Origin of the sequence: Mangrovibacter phragmitis, assembly GCF_040429585.1 — a bacterium.
Classification (GTDB): domain Bacteria; phylum Pseudomonadota; class Gammaproteobacteria; order Enterobacterales; family Enterobacteriaceae; genus Mangrovibacter; species Mangrovibacter phragmitis.
The window spans coordinates 4,310,756-4,329,947 of record NZ_CP134782.1; the positions used below are offsets into that span (position 1 = coordinate 4,310,756).

The 19,192-nt window shown below is 48.9% G+C and carries 17 protein-coding genes; 8 read left to right on the forward strand and 9 right to left on the reverse strand.

Going from position 1 to position 19,192, the window contains the following annotated elements:
* Positions 1-52: 52 nt before the first annotated feature.
* Positions 53-748: a 7-cyano-7-deazaguanine synthase QueC gene (queC, locus tag MPHASIOC01_RS20915; RefSeq protein ID WP_064599270.1), complete on the forward strand. Its 696-nt coding sequence runs from the start codon at positions 53-55 to the stop codon at positions 746-748.
* 41 nt (positions 749-789) lie between these two features.
* Here queC and MPHASIOC01_RS20920 read toward each other — a convergent pair whose 3' ends face one another.
* The 9 genes from MPHASIOC01_RS20920 to bolA all read right to left on the reverse strand — a co-directional run bounded on the left by MPHASIOC01_RS20920 (position 790) and on the right by bolA (position 11,368).
* Positions 790-1,188, reverse strand: coding sequence for a YbgC/FadM family acyl-CoA thioesterase (locus tag MPHASIOC01_RS20920; protein ID WP_353613212.1), 399 nt, complete (start codon positions 1,186-1,188; stop codon positions 790-792).
* A gap of 99 nt (positions 1,189-1,287) precedes the next feature.
* Entirely contained in the window at positions 1,288-1,596 is a 309-nt protein-coding gene (locus MPHASIOC01_RS20925; protein WP_353613213.1) for a ComEA family DNA-binding protein, read from the reverse strand.
* Positions 1,597-1,740: 144 nt separating this feature from the next.
* The gene (gene ppiD, locus MPHASIOC01_RS20930) at positions 1,741-3,615 is read right to left on the reverse strand and encodes a peptidylprolyl isomerase (RefSeq protein ID WP_064599266.1); all 1,875 of its coding nucleotides are present in this window, start codon (positions 3,613-3,615) and stop codon (positions 1,741-1,743) included.
* A 225-nt stretch (positions 3,616-3,840) separates the two neighbouring features.
* On the reverse strand, positions 3,841-4,113 hold the full coding sequence (gene hupB, locus MPHASIOC01_RS20935; RefSeq protein WP_064599265.1) for a nucleoid-associated protein HU-beta: 273 nt from the start codon (positions 4,111-4,113) through the stop codon (positions 3,841-3,843).
* Positions 4,114-4,346: 233 nt separating this feature from the next.
* Complete coding sequence (lon, locus tag MPHASIOC01_RS20940; RefSeq protein WP_064599263.1) at positions 4,347-6,701, reverse strand: endopeptidase La; 2,355 nt, start codon at positions 6,699-6,701, stop codon at positions 4,347-4,349.
* 218 nt (positions 6,702-6,919) lie between these two features.
* The gene (gene clpX / locus MPHASIOC01_RS20945; RefSeq protein ID WP_353613214.1) at positions 6,920-8,194 is read right to left on the reverse strand and encodes an ATP-dependent protease ATP-binding subunit ClpX; all 1,275 of its coding nucleotides are present in this window, start codon (positions 8,192-8,194) and stop codon (positions 6,920-6,922) included.
* 130 nt (positions 8,195-8,324) lie between these two features.
* Positions 8,325-8,948 carry an ATP-dependent Clp endopeptidase proteolytic subunit ClpP gene (gene clpP / locus MPHASIOC01_RS20950; RefSeq protein WP_064599259.1) on the reverse strand — a complete coding sequence of 208 codons (624 nt, stop codon included), beginning with the start codon at positions 8,946-8,948 and terminating at the stop codon, positions 8,325-8,327.
* A gap of 291 nt (positions 8,949-9,239) precedes the next feature.
* Positions 9,240-10,538 carry a trigger factor gene (tig, locus tag MPHASIOC01_RS20955; protein WP_064599257.1) on the reverse strand — a complete coding sequence of 433 codons (1,299 nt, stop codon included), beginning with the start codon at positions 10,536-10,538 and terminating at the stop codon, positions 9,240-9,242.
* Positions 10,539-11,053: 515 nt separating this feature from the next.
* The gene (gene bolA, locus MPHASIOC01_RS20960) at positions 11,054-11,368 is read right to left on the reverse strand and encodes a transcriptional regulator BolA (RefSeq protein WP_064599256.1); all 315 of its coding nucleotides are present in this window, start codon (positions 11,366-11,368) and stop codon (positions 11,054-11,056) included.
* Between the two features lie 301 nt (positions 11,369-11,669).
* Here bolA and MPHASIOC01_RS20965 point away from each other — a divergent pair, with 301 nt between their 5' ends.
* The 7 genes from MPHASIOC01_RS20965 (at position 11,670) to cyoE (ending at position 19,060) form a co-directional block, all read left to right on the forward strand.
* Positions 11,670-12,248, forward strand: a complete 579-nt coding sequence (locus MPHASIOC01_RS20965; RefSeq protein WP_064599254.1) for a lipoprotein — start codon at positions 11,670-11,672, stop codon at positions 12,246-12,248.
* Positions 12,249-12,303: 55 nt separating this feature from the next.
* Entirely contained in the window at positions 12,304-13,779 is a 1,476-nt protein-coding gene (gene ampG, locus MPHASIOC01_RS20970; RefSeq protein WP_353613215.1) for a muropeptide MFS transporter AmpG, read from the forward strand.
* 498 nt (positions 13,780-14,277) lie between these two features.
* Positions 14,278-15,237: a cytochrome o ubiquinol oxidase subunit II gene (cyoA, locus tag MPHASIOC01_RS20975; protein WP_064599250.1), complete on the forward strand. Its 960-nt coding sequence runs from the start codon at positions 14,278-14,280 to the stop codon at positions 15,235-15,237.
* A 5-nt stretch (positions 15,238-15,242) separates the two neighbouring features.
* Positions 15,243-17,234, forward strand: coding sequence for a cytochrome o ubiquinol oxidase subunit I (cyoB, locus tag MPHASIOC01_RS20980; RefSeq protein ID WP_064599248.1), 1,992 nt, complete (start codon positions 15,243-15,245; stop codon positions 17,232-17,234).
* Positions 17,224-17,832 carry a cytochrome o ubiquinol oxidase subunit III gene (locus tag MPHASIOC01_RS20985; RefSeq protein ID WP_064599245.1) on the forward strand — a complete coding sequence of 203 codons (609 nt, stop codon included), beginning with the start codon at positions 17,224-17,226 and terminating at the stop codon, positions 17,830-17,832. The genes cyoB and MPHASIOC01_RS20985 overlap by 11 nt, the downstream gene beginning before the upstream one ends.
* Positions 17,832-18,161 (forward strand): cytochrome o ubiquinol oxidase subunit IV, encoded by a 330-nt coding sequence (locus tag MPHASIOC01_RS20990; RefSeq protein ID WP_064599243.1) that lies wholly within the window; start codon positions 17,832-17,834, stop codon positions 18,159-18,161. Before MPHASIOC01_RS20985 ends, MPHASIOC01_RS20990 begins: the two co-directional genes overlap by 1 nt.
* A gap of 11 nt (positions 18,162-18,172) precedes the next feature.
* Positions 18,173-19,060, forward strand: a complete 888-nt coding sequence (cyoE, locus tag MPHASIOC01_RS20995; RefSeq protein ID WP_064599241.1) for a heme o synthase — start codon at positions 18,173-18,175, stop codon at positions 19,058-19,060.
* The last annotated feature ends 132 nt before the right edge of the window (positions 19,061-19,192 follow it).

The window sequence follows — 19,192 nt, forward strand, 5'->3', positions numbered from 1 at the left end:
CGGCGGGCGCGTTACCATATCCTATCTGTTTTTACTTATTACAAGGTTTACTATGAAACGTGCTGTTGTTGTGTTCAGTGGTGGGCAGGACTCCACTACTTGCCTGATTCAGGCACTACACCAGTATGACGAAGTGCACTGCGTCACATTTGATTATGGGCAGCGCCACCGGGCTGAAATTGATATTGCCCGTGAACTGGCACTGAAACTGGGTGCGAGAGCACACAAAGTGCTGGATGTTGGTTTGCTGAATGAACTGGCGGTAAGCAGCCTGACACGGGACAGCATTCCGGTGCCGGATTACGACCCAAATGCCAGTGGCATCCCTAATACCTTTGTCCCCGGGCGTAATATTCTGTTTTTAACCCTGGCCGCTATTTATGCCTGGCAGGTAAAAGCTGAAGCAGTAATTACCGGTGTATGTGAGACTGACTTCTCCGGTTACCCGGATTGCCGCGACGAATTCGTGAAAGCGCTGAACCACGCCGTTAACCTCGGCATGGCCTGTGAAATTCGCTTTGAAACGCCACTGATGTGGATAGATAAAGCACAAACCTGGGCCCTGGCTGATTACTGGGGAAAACTCGATTTGATTCGCACCGAAACGCTGACCTGCTATAACGGCATTAAAGGTGATGGTTGCGGCGAATGCGCAGCCTGTAACCTGCGAGCCAATGGCCTGAAACACTACCTGGCCGATAAAACCGCTGTCATGGCGGCAATGAAGCAAAAAACAGGCCTGCGTTAAACCAGCACAGCTACTGGCATGCTGGTGCATGCCAGTGCAATTCAGCCAATCATCTGCATCAGTTTTTCTTTTAATTCCCCTTCAACTGACAATGCTTTCTGGCTTTTCAAATCGACACAAACAAATGTAATCAGCGCATCCGCCACCACCTCGCCCCCAGGCTGAAGTGTAATAACCTGGCTTAGTACACCACTTTTCCCATTGAGTTGTTGCAGTTTACTGGTCACCAGTAAACGTTCCCCCAGCAAGGCTGGGCGCCGGTAATTGATATTGATATTGACTACGACAAAGGCAATATTTTGTGCACTCATCCAGCGAAAGCTTTCTTCTTCTTCCAGTGCGGCCCAACGGGCTTCTTCAAGGAATTCTAAGTAACGTGCATTATTCACATGCTGGTAAACATCCAAATGGAACCCGCGAACAGTGATTTCAGTCTGCATAACCATAGCCTGTATGCCTTTATGTTGTTATGAGGTAAGGAGGCCACACCAACTGGTATGACCTCCTTATTGTGGCAAAAATTAACAGTTACGCAACATTCACAATGTGATGCGATCGATATTCCGTTCAACCAGTGAATGGCCAATACCTGGTACATCACTCAGTTCGTCAACGGAGGAAAAAGCGCCGTACTGCTCACGCCACTCAACAATCGCCTGTGCTTTCTTCAGGCCAATACCACTCATGGCACTGGCTAATTCCTGTGCGCTGGCCTGGTTAATACTGACTTTTTCTGTTGTGCTGACCGTAGCCTGAACAGGTGGCTCAGGCTGTGCCCAGGTTGGCGCTATCCCAACACCCATACCCAAAGCCAGAACGAAAGCCGCAGATTTAAAACTGGTCTTCATGCCGTTTCTCCTTGTGTTTTAACAGCCCGGGAACAGTAAACCGAACCAAACAGCAGCACAAACGGTGAATTACAGGAATGGAAAGGGCCGCGAAAGCGGCCCTTGTGTGTTGCATCTTATTGCAAAAGAATGCGAGCAGGCATGTTATTGCTGTTGTTGCACAACATCACTGACTTTGATTTTCGCTTCCTTACGCAAGGTATTGAGCAGCGATTCCAGCGCAATTTGCGCATTGTTGCTGGCAACCTGGTTTGCCATTGCTGCTTTTTGCGCCTCAGGCATGTCTCCAGCTTCAACAGCATCCAGAGCAATAATAAGCACATTACCCTGCAAATCATTACTGGTACCGTACACAGACTGACCTTTCGCTGGTAACGGTAGCTCAAAGGCAGCGCGTGTCACCGGGTCCTGACCACTACGCGTCAGAGTTTGCTTTTCGCCAAATTTAAGGCCCGCCGCTTTCATGGCATCATCGCCTTTACCGGCTTTTAACTCAGTGAGCAGCTTGCTGGCCTCAATACGAGCCTGCTCATTGGCTTTCTGCATTTTCACCGCAGCAACAACTTGGTCATGCACCTCTGACAGCGGTTTCGTGCTTTCAGCTTTGTGTTGTGCAATACGCACAACAAACGCACGGTCGCCATCTACAGTGATGATGTCAGAGTTACTACCCGGCGCACCATCCTGCCCCAGTAAGCCACCGTTAAAGATAGCATCGGTAACGGGTTTAAAGTTCAGTTCAGCCGGAACAGAATCTTGTGAGAACCAACCAGTTTCTACCGCTTTAACACCAGCAACCTGTTCTGCCGCGTCCAAAGACTGGTTGTCGTTGCTGGCCGCATCACTGACTTTCTGTTGCAATGCATAATAGGCATCCAGCGCTTTTTCACCTTTCACTTTTGCCGTGATTGAGTCACGCACATCTGCGAGCGGTTTAACCACAGCCGGCTGAATGTCATCGAGACGAGCGACCAGGAAGCCGACAGAAGATTTGATAACACCTGATAACTGGCCTTTTTTAGTCAGCCCGGCATTTTTCAGCTCATCCGGCGTGGTTGATGGCTCCAGCCAGCCCATGTCGCCACCCTTACGGGCAGAAATAATATCTGTGGATTTTTCTTTCGCCAGAGCGGCAAAATCAGCGCCATTTTTCAGTGCATCCAACACGTCCTGCGCATCTTTCTCCGTTTTGGTCTGAATCACACTGTAGCGATCGCGCTGTGGTTGAGTAAACTCATCACGGTGTTCATCGTAATAGGCCTGGATATCGGCATCTGTCACGTTAGTTTTCATATCCGCAGCATCCAGCTTGATATAACTGACGCGGAATTGCTCTGGTACCAGGTAAAGTGACTGGTGCTGGCCGTAATATGCTTTAACTGCATCCTCTGGCGCAGTCTGTTTATCTGCCAGCGCTTTAACATCGATGGTAGCTTCACGCACAACTCGTTTTTGGGAAACCAGTGCAGCCAGCCGGTTTACTTCACCAGGCAAAACGAACCCAGTGCCTTCTACCGCATCAATCAACTGCTGAGTCGTAAGCTGGTGGCGCAGGCTCTCTGCGTAGCGTTCTGGCGTATAGCGGGCATTTGCCAGCACGGTATTAAAGCGATTGTTATCAAATTTACCGTCTACCTGGAAAGCCTGGGAGTTAAAAATATTCTGTTTAATCTGGTCATCGCTGATACTCAGACCGAGATGTTTTGCATACTGGTCAATCAATGCTTCATCAATCAGGCGCTGCAGAACCTGTTGACGCATTTCCTGCATATAGCCTTCATTCGAAGCCAGCACGGAATACTGGTCTCCCAGCCGTTGCTGCAAGCTGCTGCGTTGAGCAACAACTGCATTTTCAAACTGTGCACGGTCAATCTTCTGCCCGTTAACTTTTGCGGCAAAATCGTTGTTACCGCCAATTAGGTAGCTGCTTACCCCAGTCAAAACGAATGACAGGATAATTGCCCCCAGAATGATCTTGAGTACGACATTGCTGGATGCCGCACGTAACGTGTCCATCATGGTGTAACAACACTCCGCTGTAATGTGACAAAACCTGGTGTAATGGCATGTTGTACATGGGTAAGTTTCCCAAAGCCGTTACACGCGAAAGCGTATTGTGAAAGAAACCGGGGCAGTTGTCAGCCCGTATAACACAGAAAGTCATACAGAAAAGAAAAAAGGCACATCTTAGATGCGCCCTTAAGCTGTTTACTTGCCAGCGCCCCGCCCTGACGGGGGTGCTAATCAGTTAACCGCGTCTTTCAGCGCTTTACCTGCACGGAAACCCGGAACTTTTGCAGCAGCAATGGTAATTTCTTCACCCGTTTGTGGGTTACGACCCGTGCGGGCTGCGCGTTCACGAACGGCAAAAGTACCAAAACCTACCAGTGCTACGTCGTCCCCGGACTGCAGGGATTCAGTAACGGAAGCAATCAAAGCGTCTAATGCACGTCCAGCCGCAGCCTTGGAAATATCAGCATTTGCGGCAATTTTGTCGATCAGTTGAGATTTATTCACTCTTCTCTTCCTCTGTTTATTTTTTTTGTATCGCACCTGAATCCTTCAAAGTACGACCGCGAAGCAGTTATATCAGGCCTGCCATGCCCTTACAACTCCCAACCCGATGTTTATTTGGTCAGGAGAAAGACATATCCCCAGCCAGCGTCCTAAAGTAGCCAGGCAAAAAAAAGCTGGCAAGTGACAATTCACCTGCCAGCCCTGTTTTTCCAGGCACTCTTTGCGTCAGGTCACTATTTTGCGCTAACGACTTCCATTCCAAACGGTGAGTTTTGCAAAGCCAGAGACAGAACTTCCTCAATGCGCTTCACTGGATGAATATCCAAATCAGCCAGAATGTTATCCGGAATCTCTTCCAAATCGCGTTTATTCTCATCCGGGATAAGCACCGTTTTAATACCACCACGGTGAGCCGCCAGTAACTTCTCTTTCAGCCCACCAATAGGCAGCACCAGCCCACGCAAGGTGATTTCCCCGGTCATAGCGACATCTGCACGAACCGGGTTACCTGTCAGGCAGGATACCAGCGCTGTACACATCGCGATGCCCGCACTTGGACCATCTTTTGGTGTCGCACCTTCAGGCACATGCACATGGATATCACGTTTTTCATAGAAATCGCTGTTGATACCCAACTTTTCAGCCCGTGCACGCACGACAGTTAAGGCAGCCTGAATGGACTCCTGCATCACTTCACCCAGCGAACCGGTATAGGTCAGCTTGCCTTTACCCGGAACACATGCAGTTTCAATAGTCAGTAAGTCACCACCAACTTCAGTCCATGCCAGCCCCGTTACCTGACCGACACGGTTTTCGTTATCAGCACGCCCGTAGTCAAAACGCTGAACCCCAAGAAAATCCTTCAGGTTATCGCCATTGATTTCAATTTTCTTCAATGACTTATCCAGCAGCAGTTGTTTCACTGCTTTGCGGCACAGTTTGGAGATTTCGCGCTCCAGCCCACGCACGCCTGCTTCACGGGTGTAATAGCGGATAATGCCGACAATCGCACTGTCATCAACCTTGATTTCAGTTTTCTTCAGTGCGTTACGCTCAACCTGTTTCGGTAACAGGTGTTGTTTGGCAATATTCAGTTTTTCATCTTCGGTGTAACCAGAAAGACGAATCACTTCCATACGATCCAGCAACGGGGCCGGAATATTCATGGAGTTGGATGTCGCAACAAACATCACATCAGACAGATCGTAATCCACTTCCAGGTAATGGTCGTTGAATGCGATATTCTGTTCCGGATCCAGAACTTCCAGCAATGCTGAAGCCGGATCACCGCGCATGTCAGAAGACATTTTGTCGATTTCATCCAACAGGAACAGCGGATTTTTTACCCCCACTTTCGCCATTTTCTGAATCAACTTGCCTGGCATTGAACCAATGTATGTCCGGCGATGCCCACGAATCTCGGCTTCGTCGCGCACCCCGCCCAATGCCATACGCACATATTTACGCCCGGTGGCTTTGGCAATGGACTGCCCCAAAGAGGTTTTACCTACCCCTGGCGGCCCAACCAGACAAAGGATTGGCCCCTTAATTTTGTTCACGCGGCTCTGAACAGCAAGATACTCGAGAATACGGTCTTTCACCCGTTCCAGACCATAGTGATCGGTATCCAGAATTTCCTGAGCCTGGCGCAAATCTTTTTTCACTTTGCTGCGAGAATTCCACGGAACCTGAACCATCCAGTCAATGTAACCGCGAACCACTGTCGCTTCAGCAGACATCGGCGACATCATTTTCAGTTTTTGCAGCTCAGCTTCCGCTTTTTCACGCGCTTCTTTCGGCATTTTCGCCGCTTCAATTTTGCGTTTCAGCGCTTCGCTTTCATCCGGTGCGTCATCCATTTCGCCAAGTTCTTTCTGAATAGCTTTCATTTGCTCATTCAGATAGTACTCGCGCTGGCTTTTCTCCATCTGCTTTTTGACGCGGTTACGGATACGTTTCTCAACCTGCAACAGGTCAATTTCCGATTCCATCATCGCCATCAGATATTCGAGACGTTCGTTAACATCAGACATCTCAAGCACGGACTGCTTATCTGCCAGTTTCAATGGCATGTGCGCAGCTATGGTGTCAGCCAGACGCGCCGGGTCATCAATGCTGTTCAGTGAAGTCAGCACTTCCGGCGGGATTTTTTTATTCAGCTTGATATAGCCTTCAAACTGATTAATGGCGGTACGAACCAGGACTTCTTGTTCACGCTCTTCAATCACCGGAGACTCAAGGTATTCAGCCTGAGCAATGAAATGCTCGCCGTTATCCGAGAGTGTCGTGATCCGTGCGCGCTGTAAGCCTTCGACCAGCACTTTTACCGTACCATCCGGCAGTTTGAGCATCTGCAGAATAGAAGCCACAGTGCCGACAGTGAAAAGGTCGTTTATACCAGGCTCATCCGTCGAGGCCTCTTTCTGCGCCACCAGCATGATTTTCTTGTCGTTATCCATCGCCGCTTCCAGGCAGCGGATAGACTTTTCCCGTCCGACAAATAACGGAATAACCATATGCGGATAGACCACCACATCGCGCAATGGCAACACGGGGATTTCTATGCGTTCAGAACGCTCAGGATTCATAGAGCTCTCTCTTAGTTTTAACCTGTTCATACCACCATGATACAGGCGATTGTTTCCGCCAGGTGATGAGGCGCTCGTGAACCCTCTTCACGGCATCACCAACAAGTAAAACAGTATATGGGGATAATTCCCGGACATTCAACGGCAGGCGGGCACGAAAAATAAATGGGGGATTAAATCCCCCATTTTTTGGTAACTGCTTGTTGACGAATGATTAATTATTCGCCAGATGCCTGTTGTGCTTCTGGCTTGCCATAAATCAGCATCGGTTCAGACTGCCCCGAAATAACAGATTCATCGATAACCACTTTCTCGACATCATCCATAGATGGCAAGTCATACATAGTATCAAGCAGAGCAGCTTCAACAATAGAACGCAGGCCACGGGCACCCGTTTTACGCTGCATTGCTTTTCTGGCAATAGCATCAAGCGCATCATCACGGAATTCCAGCTCAACACCTTCCAGGTTAAACAACGCCTGGTATTGTTTAGTCAGCGCATTTTTTGGCTCTTTGAGGATTTGGATCAACGCCTCTTCACTCAACTCGCTCAAAGTTGCGACAACTGGCAGACGACCGATGAACTCCGGGATCAAACCAAACTTGATCAAATCTTCTGGCTCAACCTGCCCCAACAGCTGGCTTTCACTGGCTTTCTGTGACTTACCTTTTACCGTCGCGCCAAACCCAATGCCAGAACCTGTTTCAACACGATTGGCAATAACTTTATCCAGATCCGCAAATGCACCGCCACAGATAAACAGAATCTTTGAGGTATCAACCTGCAAAAACTCCTGTTGCGGATGCTTGCGCCCGCCCTGAGGGGGAACCGCTGCAACCGTACCTTCAATCAGTTTCAGCAACGCCTGCTGCACACCTTCACCTGACACATCACGGGTGATGGACGGGTTATCAGACTTACGTGAAATCTTGTCGATTTCATCGATGTAAACTATGCCACGCTGCGCTTTCTGCACATCGTAATCACATTTTTGCAGCAATTTCTGGATAATATTCTCAACGTCTTCACCCACATAACCGGCTTCGGTCAGTGTGGTTGCATCCGCCATGGTGAAGGGAACATCCAACAAACGTGCCAGCGTCTCAGCCAGCAGCGTCTTACCACTCCCGGTAGGCCCGATAAGCAAAATGTTACTTTTACCCAGTTCAACACCATTGCTGGTATCGCCGTTACGCAGACGCTTATAGTGGTTGTAGACCGCTACGGACAGCACCTTTTTAGCCGGTTCCTGGCCTATGACGTAATCGTCAAGGTGGCTGCGAATTTCATGGGGAGTTGGCAGCGCACTACGCTCGCGATGCGGGGCCACTTCTTTAATTTCTTCGCGAATAATGTCGTTACATAAATCGACGCACTCATCGCAGATATACACTGACGGCCCGGCAATCAGCTTACGCACTTCATGCTGGCTTTTGCCGCAAAAAGAGCAGTACAGCAATTTGCCTGAACCGTCTTTGCGCTTATCTGTCATCAGTAAAACCTCTTTTCTGTTACTTTATGCCGCACACGACGACGCAGTTGCCACTCTCAGGCGCAGCTGGCTACACGGGCTGGGCCACCAGAAACTTATTACAGTATAGCGGCTCAGCCACTCCTGGGCGTTAATTACGGTGAGTTAATATTGAGTCAACTAAACCGTACTCTACCGCTTCTGGTGCAGAGAGGAAACGATCGCGCTCAGTATCACGCTCAATTTCCTCCAGCGGTTTGCCTGTATGCTCTGCCATTAGTTCATTCATCCGCGCTTTAACTTTCAGGATTTCACGGGCATGAATTTCGATATCCGTTGCCTGCCCCTGATAACCGCCCAGCGGTTGGTGGATCATGACTCTGGAGTTTGGCAGGCAGAAACGCTTACCCTTAGTACCTGCTGTCAGCAAAAATGCGCCCATTGAAGCTGCCTGGCCCATACAAATGGTACTGACATCAGGTTTAATAAATTTCATGGTGTCGTAAATAGACATACCCGCGGTAATCACACCGCCTGGAGAGTTAATATACAAGTAAATGTCTTTTTCCGGGTTTTCTGCTTCGAGGAACAACATCTGCGCCACAATCAGGTTCGCCATGTGGTCTTCAACCTGACCCGTCAGGAAGATAACTCGCTCCTTAAGCAGACGGGAATAAATATCGTAAGAACGTTCACCGCGTGAGGTTTGTTCCACAACCATCGGCACCAACGCCATATGGGGTGCAAATTGTTCTTTTTCGCCACTGTATGACATTTTCCGTCTCCTTTATCGTTGTTAGAACTGACAGGTCGTACTGATTTTACCTGAGCTTACCAGGTATAACTATGCCCGGCGCCCCAAAGGTTTTTTACAGACGGATTATCAACCAGTATTCCAACAGTTACCCACAAGAGATGGGGCCAGCCCCATTTATTTTCAAGCATAACAATCTTTCAGCGTTACGCTACCACTGAAAACAGGATTACGCACGTTTCGCACTGACAAAAAAAAGCCCGCCACCAACCGGAGACGGGCTTTAATACTGACAGAGAGGTACCGGCAGTATTACGCCTGCTGGTTCATCAATTCATTGAAGGAAACAGCTTTGTCGCTAACTTTGGCTTTTGCCAGAACAGTTTCAACAGCCTGCTCTTCCAGCGCAACGTTACGCATATTTTCCATCAACTCTTTGTTTTTACCGTAGAACTCGATCACTTCAGACGGATCTTCGTAAGCAGAAGCCATTTCTTCGATCAGCGCCTTAACACGGTCTTCATCAGCTTTCAGCTCGTTGCTGCGAATCACTTCGCCCAACAGCAGGCCAACAACAACACGGCGTTTAGCTTGTTCTTCAAACAGTTCACGCGGCAGTTCCAGCGCTTGTTTTTCGTTACCACCGAAACGCTGAGCAGCCTGGCGACGCAGTACATCGATTTCGCTGTCGATCAGTGCGGCAGGCACCTCAATTTCATTCGCTTTAACCAGGCCATCAATTGCCTGAGACTTAATGCGGTTACGCACAGCACCTTTCAGTTCGCGTTCCATGTTTTTACGCACTTCAGCACGCAGACCTTCGACAGAACCATCGTCAACGCCGAAACGTTTGATGAATTCCGGGGTCATTTCCGGCAGTTCGCGCTCTTCAACTTTTTTCAGGTTGATAGCGAATTTCGCTGCTTTACCTTTCAGGTTTTCAGCGTGGTACTCTTCCGGGAAAGTCACATCAATAGTGAACTCTTCACCCGCTTTATGACCAACCAGCGCTTCTTCAAAGCCCGGGATCATACGGCCCTGGCCCATCGCCAGAACGAAATCAGACGCTTTACCGCCTTCAAACTCTTCGCCGTCAACAGAACCAGAGAAATCAACAGTTACGCGGTCTTCAGCGGCCACTTCACCATCTTTGTCTTTCCAGGTAGCCTGCTGTTTACGCAGGGTTTCCAGCATGGCGTCTACATCAGCTTCAGTCACTTCAACAACCGGTTTTTCAACTTCGATTGTTTCAATACCCTGTAATTCGACTTCCGGGTACACTTCAAATTCAACAGAGTAAGTGAAGTCTTCGCCCAGTTTGTATTCGCCCGGAACATAGTTCGGTGCGCCAGCCGGGTTAATTTTTTCTTTGATGATAGCATCAACAAAGTTGCGGCTCATCAGGTCACCCAGTACGTCCTGACGCACTGATGCGCCATAACGCTGAGCAACGATATTCATCGGTACTTTTCCTTTACGGAAGCCGTCAATACGGACTTTTTTAGCCACGTTGACCAGCTCGCTCTTCACCGCATTCTCGATGTTATCCGCAGCGATAGTGATAGTTACACGGCGGCCAAGGCCCTGAGTGGTTTCTACTGAAACTTGCATCTTGTTACCTCAAAAAATCACAGTGCTCGGTCAACTCTGGAAGCCCTAATGTATTTCGCTTCACAGAACCGGGATGGTTTCTGTATCCAGAACGCACTCCCTGTCACCAGAATCATCCCGAATACATTCCAAAAATTAAGACGCAGCATTATAGCGGCATCATCTGAGGGAGTCGAGAACCGCAACTAACGGATAACCGCACCGATTCACATTCTCGACATCCATCCACCTGTTTACCCGAATTTCTCCGGTAAACAGGCAAAAGAAAACGGCCTTATGGCCGTTCTGACTGACAACAGCTAACAGCCCGGTTAACAAACCAGGTCTGCCATCGGGCTGCGCAAATAAAGAAAATCAATTCATTGATTTCAAGCCACTGAGCCCAGGCAAAGAGAAAATACCCGTTCCGCTGTTAATAGCTGCAAAGACCCAACAAAAACAAACGGCCTGCAGGCCGTTTGCTGATAGCCGATTATCACCATACCGGATAACCGCCATTATTGACAACAACCCTGTCAGGCCAGTGTACCCGCCCCACGACAAGGAGGAGAAGGTAAAACAGTGTCCTGCAAATTCTCCCACTCTGAAGCAGAGTAAGTATGCAATGCCAGTGCATGCACCTGCCCGGCAAGTTCTTCGGCCAGCACTGTATAGACCTGGCGGTGGCGCGCTAACATGCGCTCAGCGGAAAACTTATCGCTGACAAGCACAACCTTAAAGTGACTTTCTGAGCCTGCAGGCACATTATGGCGATAACTTTCATCAATAATATCAATAAACACAGGGTCAAACGCCGCCTGTAACTTCGCTTCAATCTGTGCGCGCATCATAGTAAGTTCTCCCCCGACAACAACAGGTTGCCCGTCCCTTTAAATGTTAGCCGCTTTTACCTGTTAGCGAAGCATATGGCAATAAAATTTTCCCTCGAGTCTGATTGCTCTGAATGCAGACAACAGGTCTAATAGCCGGGGTTCTGGTGCGCGAACCGCTGGTTTTTTCTTCCTTATTACAGGGAAAAAGGCCGAAGCAGCAGATAAAACAATTTTCCCTGCTGCCTGCTTCCCCCTGTCACCAGCAATGTTATGATGGCGGGGACTTTTTTGGATAGAAAATGGTACTTGAGAGATAATCATGTTAAAAAAACTCTTTTTCCCGTTAATGGTGATGTTTGTCCTCGCAGGCTGCGCCACGCCGCCCACCACCATTGATGTTACCCCGAAAATTACATTGCCTTCCCAGGATCCCAGCCTGATGGGTATCACCATCAGCATTAATGGCGCAGACCAACGTCCGGATCATGCGCTGGCTCGAATCAACCGTGATAACCAGCTTGTCACGCTGACAGCCTCCCGAGACCTGCGTTTCCTGCTTCAGGAAGTGCTGGAAAAACAAATGACCGCCCGTGGCTACATGGTTGGTCCGAACGGCGCAGTTGACCTGCAAATCATCGTCAACAAGCTGTATGCCGATGTCTCACAGGGCAACCTGCGTTATAAAATTGCCACCTCAGCCGATGTCTCTATCATTGCTACCGCGAAGAACGGCAATAAGATGACCCGTACCTACCGTTCCAACTATTCTGTTGAAGGCGCGTTGCAGGCCAGCAACAAGAATATTGCGAATGCAGTTAACTCCGTGTTGAGCGACACCATCTCTGATATGTCACAAGACACCAGCATTAATGAGTTCATCAAACAGAACGCTCGCTAATACTAATCATCTATTACAGCCAGTTTGCCGCGGCAAACTGGCTGATGAGTAAGCCATGCCCACGCAATATTTACGGATATTTCAACAGCCCCGGTCTGCAATTCTGTTAATTCTGGGGTTTGCTTCAGGACTGCCACTCGCACTCACCTCAGGTACACTTCAGGCCTGGATGACGGTTGAAGGTATTGATCTTAAGACCATCGGTTTTTTCTCTTTGGTCGGTCAGGCTTATGTATTCAAGTTTATCTGGTCCCCCGTGATGGACCGCTATACTCCCCCATTTTTAGGGCGCAGGCGAGGCTGGCTGGTTATTACCCAGGTTTTTCTGGTTCTCGGTATCGCCGCCATGGGGTTTCTGGACCCAGAGAGCCAGTTACGCTGGATGGCGGCACTTGCGGTCTTAATTGCTTTTTGTTCCGCCTCACAAGATATTGTGTTTGATGCGTGGAAAACCGATGTGCTCCCGGCTGATGAACGCGGTACTGGCGCGGCTATCAGTGTGCTGGGTTACCGCCTGGCAATGCTGGTATCTGGCGGCCTGGCCCTATGGCTGGCAGACAAATGGCTCGGCTGGCATGCCATGTACTGGTTGATGGCTGCGCTCCTGGTTCCTTGCATTATCGCCACACTGCTGGCACCAGAACCACTGGATGCCATCCCGGTTCCCCGTTCGCTTGAGCAAGCTGTTTTACACCCACTGAAAGACTTTTTTGGCCGTAACAACGCCTGGCTTATTTTGCTGTTAATTGTGCTCTACAAGCTGGGTGACGCATTCGCCATGAGTCTGACCACTACTTTTTTGATTCGGGGTGTGGGGTTTGATGCAGGTGATGTGGGGCTGGTGAATAAAACCCTTGGCTTATTCGCCACTATTGTTGGTGCTTTGCTGGGCGGGGTACTGATGCAGAGACTGACTTTGTTCCGCGCGCTGCTCATTTTCGGTATCCTGCAAGGTGCTTCTAATGCCGGTTACTGGCTACTGTCTGTCACTGATAAGCATATCTACACCATGGGTGCTGCAGTTTTTTTTGAAAACTTATGTGGTGGAATGGGCACATCTGCTTTTGTCGCTCTGCTCATGAGCCTGTGTAACAAGTCATTCTCGGCCACACAATTTGCCCTGCTCTCCGCGCTTTCCGCTGTTGGTCGCGTTTATGTCGGCCCACTGGCGGGCTGGTTTGTTGAACTGTACAACTGGCCAACGTTTTATCTTTTTTCCATTTTTGCTGCTTTACCTGGCATCGCACTGCTGCTGGTGTGCAAGAAGACACTCGAACACACACAACAAACCGAACAGTTTCTTCCGCGAGAGTTTTTCCCTGTCGCGTATGCCGTTGCCCTTAAAGCGCTGCTACTGGGTTGTCTGGTGTTATTGTGCGGATTAGCGTTACTGGGGTTCCAGGCTTATGGTTACCTGGTTTTCTTACCTGGTGCACATATCACTGAATGGGGAGCAATTCTGATGGCTACCGGGTTGTGTGGGGGGGCCATTCTGGATGCAATGGCACTGCGTAAGTCAGCCCTTATTTAAAACTCAATATCAATTCAAATGATTAACGGGCTGGTATTATTTCAGCATATAATTACGTGAAGTAACAAATATGTTTATTTTTGCACCAATTCCCTACAAAACTATATTGCTAATTTGTGCTGAATCGACAGAAATAAATTAATGTTCTACGCTTTTTTTATATTTACATTTTATCGATTCAGCTAATTTTTCTTTAATATTAAGTTTTCTTAATGTCTGTAACTTGTCTTTTAAATGTTAATTAGTTGTTTATTTTTTTAATTGGTTATACCATTTACCCTTACAGCAACAGGCGCATGATCTGTTTAGGTTATAACAGGTGCCACTTAGCCGCCTTTTACTGTTTTTGTCATATTCAGCAACATATGTGACACGAACAGCAGAACCCGGTAACACCTTGCTGACACTAAGCCAATCATGTTTACAGTAATGTAACCATCCCGTAAAATGCCAGCACACTTTAAGCGCCACCAGATCCCGTGGAATTGAGGTCGTTAAATGAGACTCAGGAAATACAATAAAAGTCTGGGAATGCTGTCATTAGTCACAGCCACTGTATTACTCAGTGGCTGTGACTCGGCACTTCTCAACCCTAAAGGACAGATTGGCCTGGAACAACGTTCACTGATACTGACAGCCCTCGGGCTGATGTTGATTGTCGTTATTCCTGCCATCGCTATGGCAATTGGCTTTGCCTGGAAATATCGGGCATCAAACAAGGATGCTAAGTACACGCCCAATTGGGCGCACTCAAATAAGATTGAGGCTGTCGTTTGGACTATCCCTATTCTTATCATCCTTTTCCTTGCCGTACTGACCTGGAAAACCACCCATTCACTTGAGCCCAGCCGCCCAATTGCCAGCGACCAGAAACCGCTGAAAATTGAGGTTATCTCAATGAACTGGAAATGGTTTTTTATCTATCCGGAACAAGGTATTGCGACAGTCAACGAGATTGCCTTCCCGGCACATCGCCCTGTTGAATTCAAGCTTACCTCTGAAGACGTGATGAACTCGTTCTTTATTCCACGTTTGGGCAGCCAGTTGTATACCATGCCAGGCATGCAAACCAAACTGAACCTGATCGCCGATGAACCCGGTATTTACGATGGTATCTCTGCCAGCTACAGCGGTAAGGGGTTCTCCGGGATGAAATTTAAAGCGATTGCGACGCCTGACGAAGCCGGTTTCGACCAGTGGGTTGCCAAAGTTAAACAGTCATCGCTGACAATGGATGACATGGCAGCATACAAAAAGCTGGCACAACCCAGCGAATACAACAGTGTCGAGTACTTCTCCAGCGTGAAACCTAATTTGTTTGCCGATGTGGTTAATCAGTACATGTCCCACGGTAAGCACATGGCAACGCAAGCTGAAGGTGCAGTGATGCATCATGAAGGCATGCAGGGCATGGATATGGGCGACACGGAAACCTCTCACAAGGGCGCCGAGGAATAAATACGATGTTCGGAAAACTTTCACTGGATGCAGTCCCTTACCATGAACCCATTATCATGGTTACGGTCGCAGCCATTATTATCGGTGGTCTGGCAATAGTCGCCGCCATCACTTACTTCGGTAAGTGGACCTATTTGTGGAAAGAGTGGTTCACGTCCGTCGACCACAAAAAACTGGGCGTGATGTACATCATTATGGCAATTGTCATGCTGTTGCGTGGTTTTGCTGATGCCATCATGATGCGCAGCCAACAGGCACTCGCTTCTGCAGGCGAAGCCGGCTTCCTGCCGCCTCACCACTACGATCAGATTTTCACCGCACACGGTGTAATTATGATCTTCTTCGTGGCAATGCCTTTCGTTGTTGGTCTGATGAACCTGGTTGTGCCATTGCAAATCGGCGCACGTGACGTCGCCTTCCCATTCCTTAACAACCTGAGTTTCTGGTTCACTGTTGTGGGTGTGGTGTTGGTTAACCTGTCACTGGGCGTAGGTGAATTTGCACAAACTGGCTGGCTGGCTTATCCGCCACTATCTGGAAGCGAGTATAGTCCAGGCGTTGGGGTCGATTACTGGATATGGAGCTTGCAGCTCTCCGGTATTGGTACCACGCTTACCGGGATTAACTTCTTCGTGACTATCCTGAAGATGCGCGCACCGGGCATGGATATGTTCAAAATGCCTATCTTTACCTGGGCATCTTTGTGCACCAACGTACTGATTGTCATTTCCTTCCCAATTCTGACTGCGACTATCGCGCTGTTGACGCTGGATCGTTATCTGGGCACCCATTTCTTTACTAATGATATGGGCGGCAACATGATGATGTACGTCAACCTGATTTGGGCATGGGGCCACCCGGAAGTGTACATTCTGGTGCTGCCGGTGTTCGGGGTCTTCTCCGAAGTGACCGCCACCTTTGCGAAAAAGCGCATGTTCGGTTACACCTCCATGGTGTGGGCGACCGTGTGTATCACCCTGCTTTCCTTTATGGTCTGGCTGCACCACTTCTTTACCATGGGTAGTGGCGCGAACGTGAACGCCTTCTTTGGTATCACCACAATGATTATCGCAATCCCGACAGGGGTTAAGATCTTCAACTGGCTGTTCACCATGTATCAGGGACGTATCACCTTTAACTCCGCAATGCTGTGGACCATTGGGTTTATTGTCACCTTCTCTGTTGGTGGTATGACCGGGGTTCTGCTGGCGGTACCTGGTGCTGACTTCGTTCTGCATAACAGCCTGTTCCTGATTGCTCACTTCCATAACGTTATAATCGGTGGTGTGGTATTTGGGTGCTTCGCGGGTATGACTTACTGGTGGCCTAAAGCCTTTGGTTTTACCCTGAATGAGAAATGGGGTAAACGTGCTTTCTGGTTCTGGATTATTGGCTTCTTTGTCGCCTTTATGCCGCTGTACGCACTGGGCTTTATGGGGATGACCCGCCGTCTGAGCCAGCATATCGACCCGGCATTCCATCCGTTGCTGATGGTTGCGGCGGGCGGTGCTGCACTGATTGCTATGGGTATCCTGTGCCAGTTGACTCAGTTCTATGTTTCTATCCGTGACCGTGAGCAAAACCGCGATCTGACGGGTGACCCGTGGGGTGGACGTACACTGGAGTGGTCAACTTCATCTCCGGCTCCGTTCTATAACTTTGCCCATGTGCCACACGTTCATGAGCGTGATGCATTCTGGGAACTGAAAGAGAAAGGCGAAGCATACAAAAAACCTGCGCATTATGAAGAGATTCATATGCCGAGAAACAGCGGTGCGGGCATCGTTATCGCAGCATTTGCAACTGTGTTTGGTTTTGCCATGATCTGGCATATCTGGTGGCTGGCAATTGTTGGCTTTGCTGGAATGATTGTCACCTGGATTGCGAAGAGCTTCGATGAAGACGTGGATTACTACGTACCGGTTGCCGAGATCGAAAAACTGGAAGAACAGCATTTCGATGAACTCAACAAAGCAGGGCTGAAAAATGTCAACTGATACTCTGACTCACTCAAAAGCCCATGACCATGGGCACCACGATGCAGGGCCGAATAAAGTGTTCGGCTTCTGGATCTACCTGATGAGCGACTGCATTCTGTTCTCGTGCCTGTTTGCCACCTATGCAGTGCTGGTAAACAACACCGCAGGCGGCCCGTCCGGGAAAGACATTTTCGAACTGCCGTTTGTGCTGGTTGAAACTTTCCTGCTGTTGTTCAGTTCTATTACCTATGGCTTTGCTGTCATTGCCATGAACAAAGGCAACAAGAGCCAGGTTATGTCCTGGCTTGTGCTGACCTTCTTGTTTGGTGCCGGCTTTATCGGGATGGAACTCTATGAATTCCACCACCTGATTGCCGAAGGCTTTGGCCCGCAGCGCAGTGGCTTCTTATCCGCGTTCTTCACGCTGGTAGGTACTCATGGTCTGCACGTCACCTCTGGCCTAATCTGGATGGCGGTCATGATGTTCCACATTTCTCGTCGTGGGCTGACCAGTGCTAACCGTACACGTATCATGTGCCTGAGTCTGTTCTGGCACTTCCTGGATATCGTGTGGATTTGTGTATTCTCGGTTGTCTATCTGATGGGGGCAATGTAATGAGTCATTCAACTGATAACAGCGGCGCTCATCACGGCAGCGTAGGAACCTACCTGACCGGGTTTATTCTGTCCGTTATTCTGACCGTTATCCCCTTCTGGATGGTGATGACTGGCGCGGCCTCTCATGGTGCGCTGATTGGTGTTGTTATTGTTACCGCAGTGGTGCAGTTACTGGTTCATCTGGTGTGCTTCCTGCATATGAACACCTCTTCAGAAGAGCGCTGGAACCTGGTTGCCTTTGTCTTTACCGTGCTGATTATCGCCATTCTGGTGGTGGGCTCGATTTGGATTATGTGGAACCTTAACCACAACATGATGCTGGACTAAGAGCGGCTAAAATGATTAAGCAATACCTGCAAGTTACCAAGCCCGGCATTATTTTCGGGAACTTGATATCCGTGATCGGAGGCTTTTTACTGGCCGCAAAAGGGAATATTGATTATCCCTTGTTTGGCTTTACGCTGCTGGGTGTAAGCCTGGTGGTTGCCTCAGGTTGTGTGTTCAACAACGTGATTGACCGTGACATCGACCCTAAGATGGAACGCACTAAAAATCGCGTAATGGTCACAGGCCTCATTTCTCCGGAAGTGGCGTTGGTTTACGGCAGTTTGCTGGGTATTGCTGGCTTCATGATGCTGTTCTTTGGCGCTAATCCGCTGGCTATGTGGCTGGCGGTAATGGGATTCGTTGTCTATGTAGGCATTTACAGCCTGTATATGAAACGCCATTCAGTTTACGGAACCTTGATTGGCAGCCTGTCTGGCGCGGCTCCACCAGTTATCGGTTACTGTGCTGTGACTAACGAGTTTGACACTGGTGCATTTATCCTGCTGGCTATTTTCAGCCTGTGGCAAATGCCGCACTCTTATGCCATTGCGATTTTCCGCTTTAAAGATTACCAGGCAGCAAACATTCCGGTGTTGCCTGTAGTAAAAGGCATTTCCGTCGCAAAAAACCATATTACGCTGTATATCATTGCGTTTATGGTGGCAACGTTAATGCTCTCTTTAGGTGGTTATGCCGGGTACAAATATCTGGTGGTTGCCGCGGCAGTCAGTGTGTGGTGGCTTGGGATGGCGTTATCAGGTTATAAAACCGAAAACGACAAAGTCTGGGCGCGCAAACTGTTTGTGTTTTCCATTGTCGCAATTACCTCACTCAGCGTGATGATGTCGGTGGACTTTATGGTTCCGGACTCCCACAGCCTGCTGACTTATGTCTGGTAATTTTCCTGCTTCAACACAAAAGGTGCCCCTGGCACCTTGAGTCTGATGACAAACCTCATGTCCGCACAGAACGAGAGGATGTCACCCAATAAAAAACCAGGAAAATCAATTTATTGATTTTCGGCTGCTAAC

Excerpts from the sequence above, each read along its gene's own strand:
- lon (WP_064599263.1), bottom strand. The coding sequence starts at position 6,701 with ATGAATCCTGAGCGTTCTGAACGCATAGAAATCCCCGTGTTGCCATTG.
- cyoE (WP_064599241.1), top strand. The coding sequence starts at position 18,173 with ATGATTAAGCAATACCTGCAAGTTACCAAGCCCGGCATTATTTTCGGG.
- MPHASIOC01_RS20990 (WP_064599243.1), top strand. The coding sequence starts at position 17,832 with ATGAGTCATTCAACTGATAACAGCGGCGCTCATCACGGCAGCGTAGGA.
- MPHASIOC01_RS20985 (WP_064599245.1), top strand. The coding sequence starts at position 17,224 with ATGTCAACTGATACTCTGACTCACTCAAAAGCCCATGACCATGGGCAC.
- bolA (WP_064599256.1), bottom strand. The coding sequence starts at position 11,368 with ATGATGCGCGCACAGATTGAAGCGAAGTTACAGGCGGCGTTTGACCCT.
- ampG (WP_353613215.1), top strand. The coding sequence starts at position 12,304 with ATGCCCACGCAATATTTACGGATATTTCAACAGCCCCGGTCTGCAATT.
- clpP (WP_064599259.1), bottom strand. The coding sequence starts at position 8,948 with ATGTCATACAGTGGCGAAAAAGAACAATTTGCACCCCATATGGCGTTG.
- MPHASIOC01_RS20920 (WP_353613212.1), bottom strand. The coding sequence starts at position 1,188 with ATGCAGACTGAAATCACTGTTCGCGGGTTCCATTTGGATGTTTACCAG.
- clpX (WP_353613214.1), bottom strand. The coding sequence starts at position 8,194 with ATGACAGATAAGCGCAAAGACGGTTCAGGCAAATTGCTGTACTGCTCT.
- cyoA (WP_064599250.1), top strand. The coding sequence starts at position 14,278 with ATGAGACTCAGGAAATACAATAAAAGTCTGGGAATGCTGTCATTAGTC.
- queC (WP_064599270.1), top strand. The coding sequence starts at position 53 with ATGAAACGTGCTGTTGTTGTGTTCAGTGGTGGGCAGGACTCCACTACT.
- tig (WP_064599257.1), bottom strand. The coding sequence starts at position 10,538 with ATGCAAGTTTCAGTAGAAACCACTCAGGGCCTTGGCCGCCGTGTAACT.
- ppiD (WP_064599266.1), bottom strand. The coding sequence starts at position 3,615 with ATGATGGACACGTTACGTGCGGCATCCAGCAATGTCGTACTCAAGATC.
- MPHASIOC01_RS20965 (WP_064599254.1), top strand. The coding sequence starts at position 11,670 with ATGTTAAAAAAACTCTTTTTCCCGTTAATGGTGATGTTTGTCCTCGCA.
- cyoB (WP_064599248.1), top strand. The coding sequence starts at position 15,243 with ATGTTCGGAAAACTTTCACTGGATGCAGTCCCTTACCATGAACCCATT.
- MPHASIOC01_RS20925 (WP_353613213.1), bottom strand. The coding sequence starts at position 1,596 with ATGAAGACCAGTTTTAAATCTGCGGCTTTCGTTCTGGCTTTGGGTATG.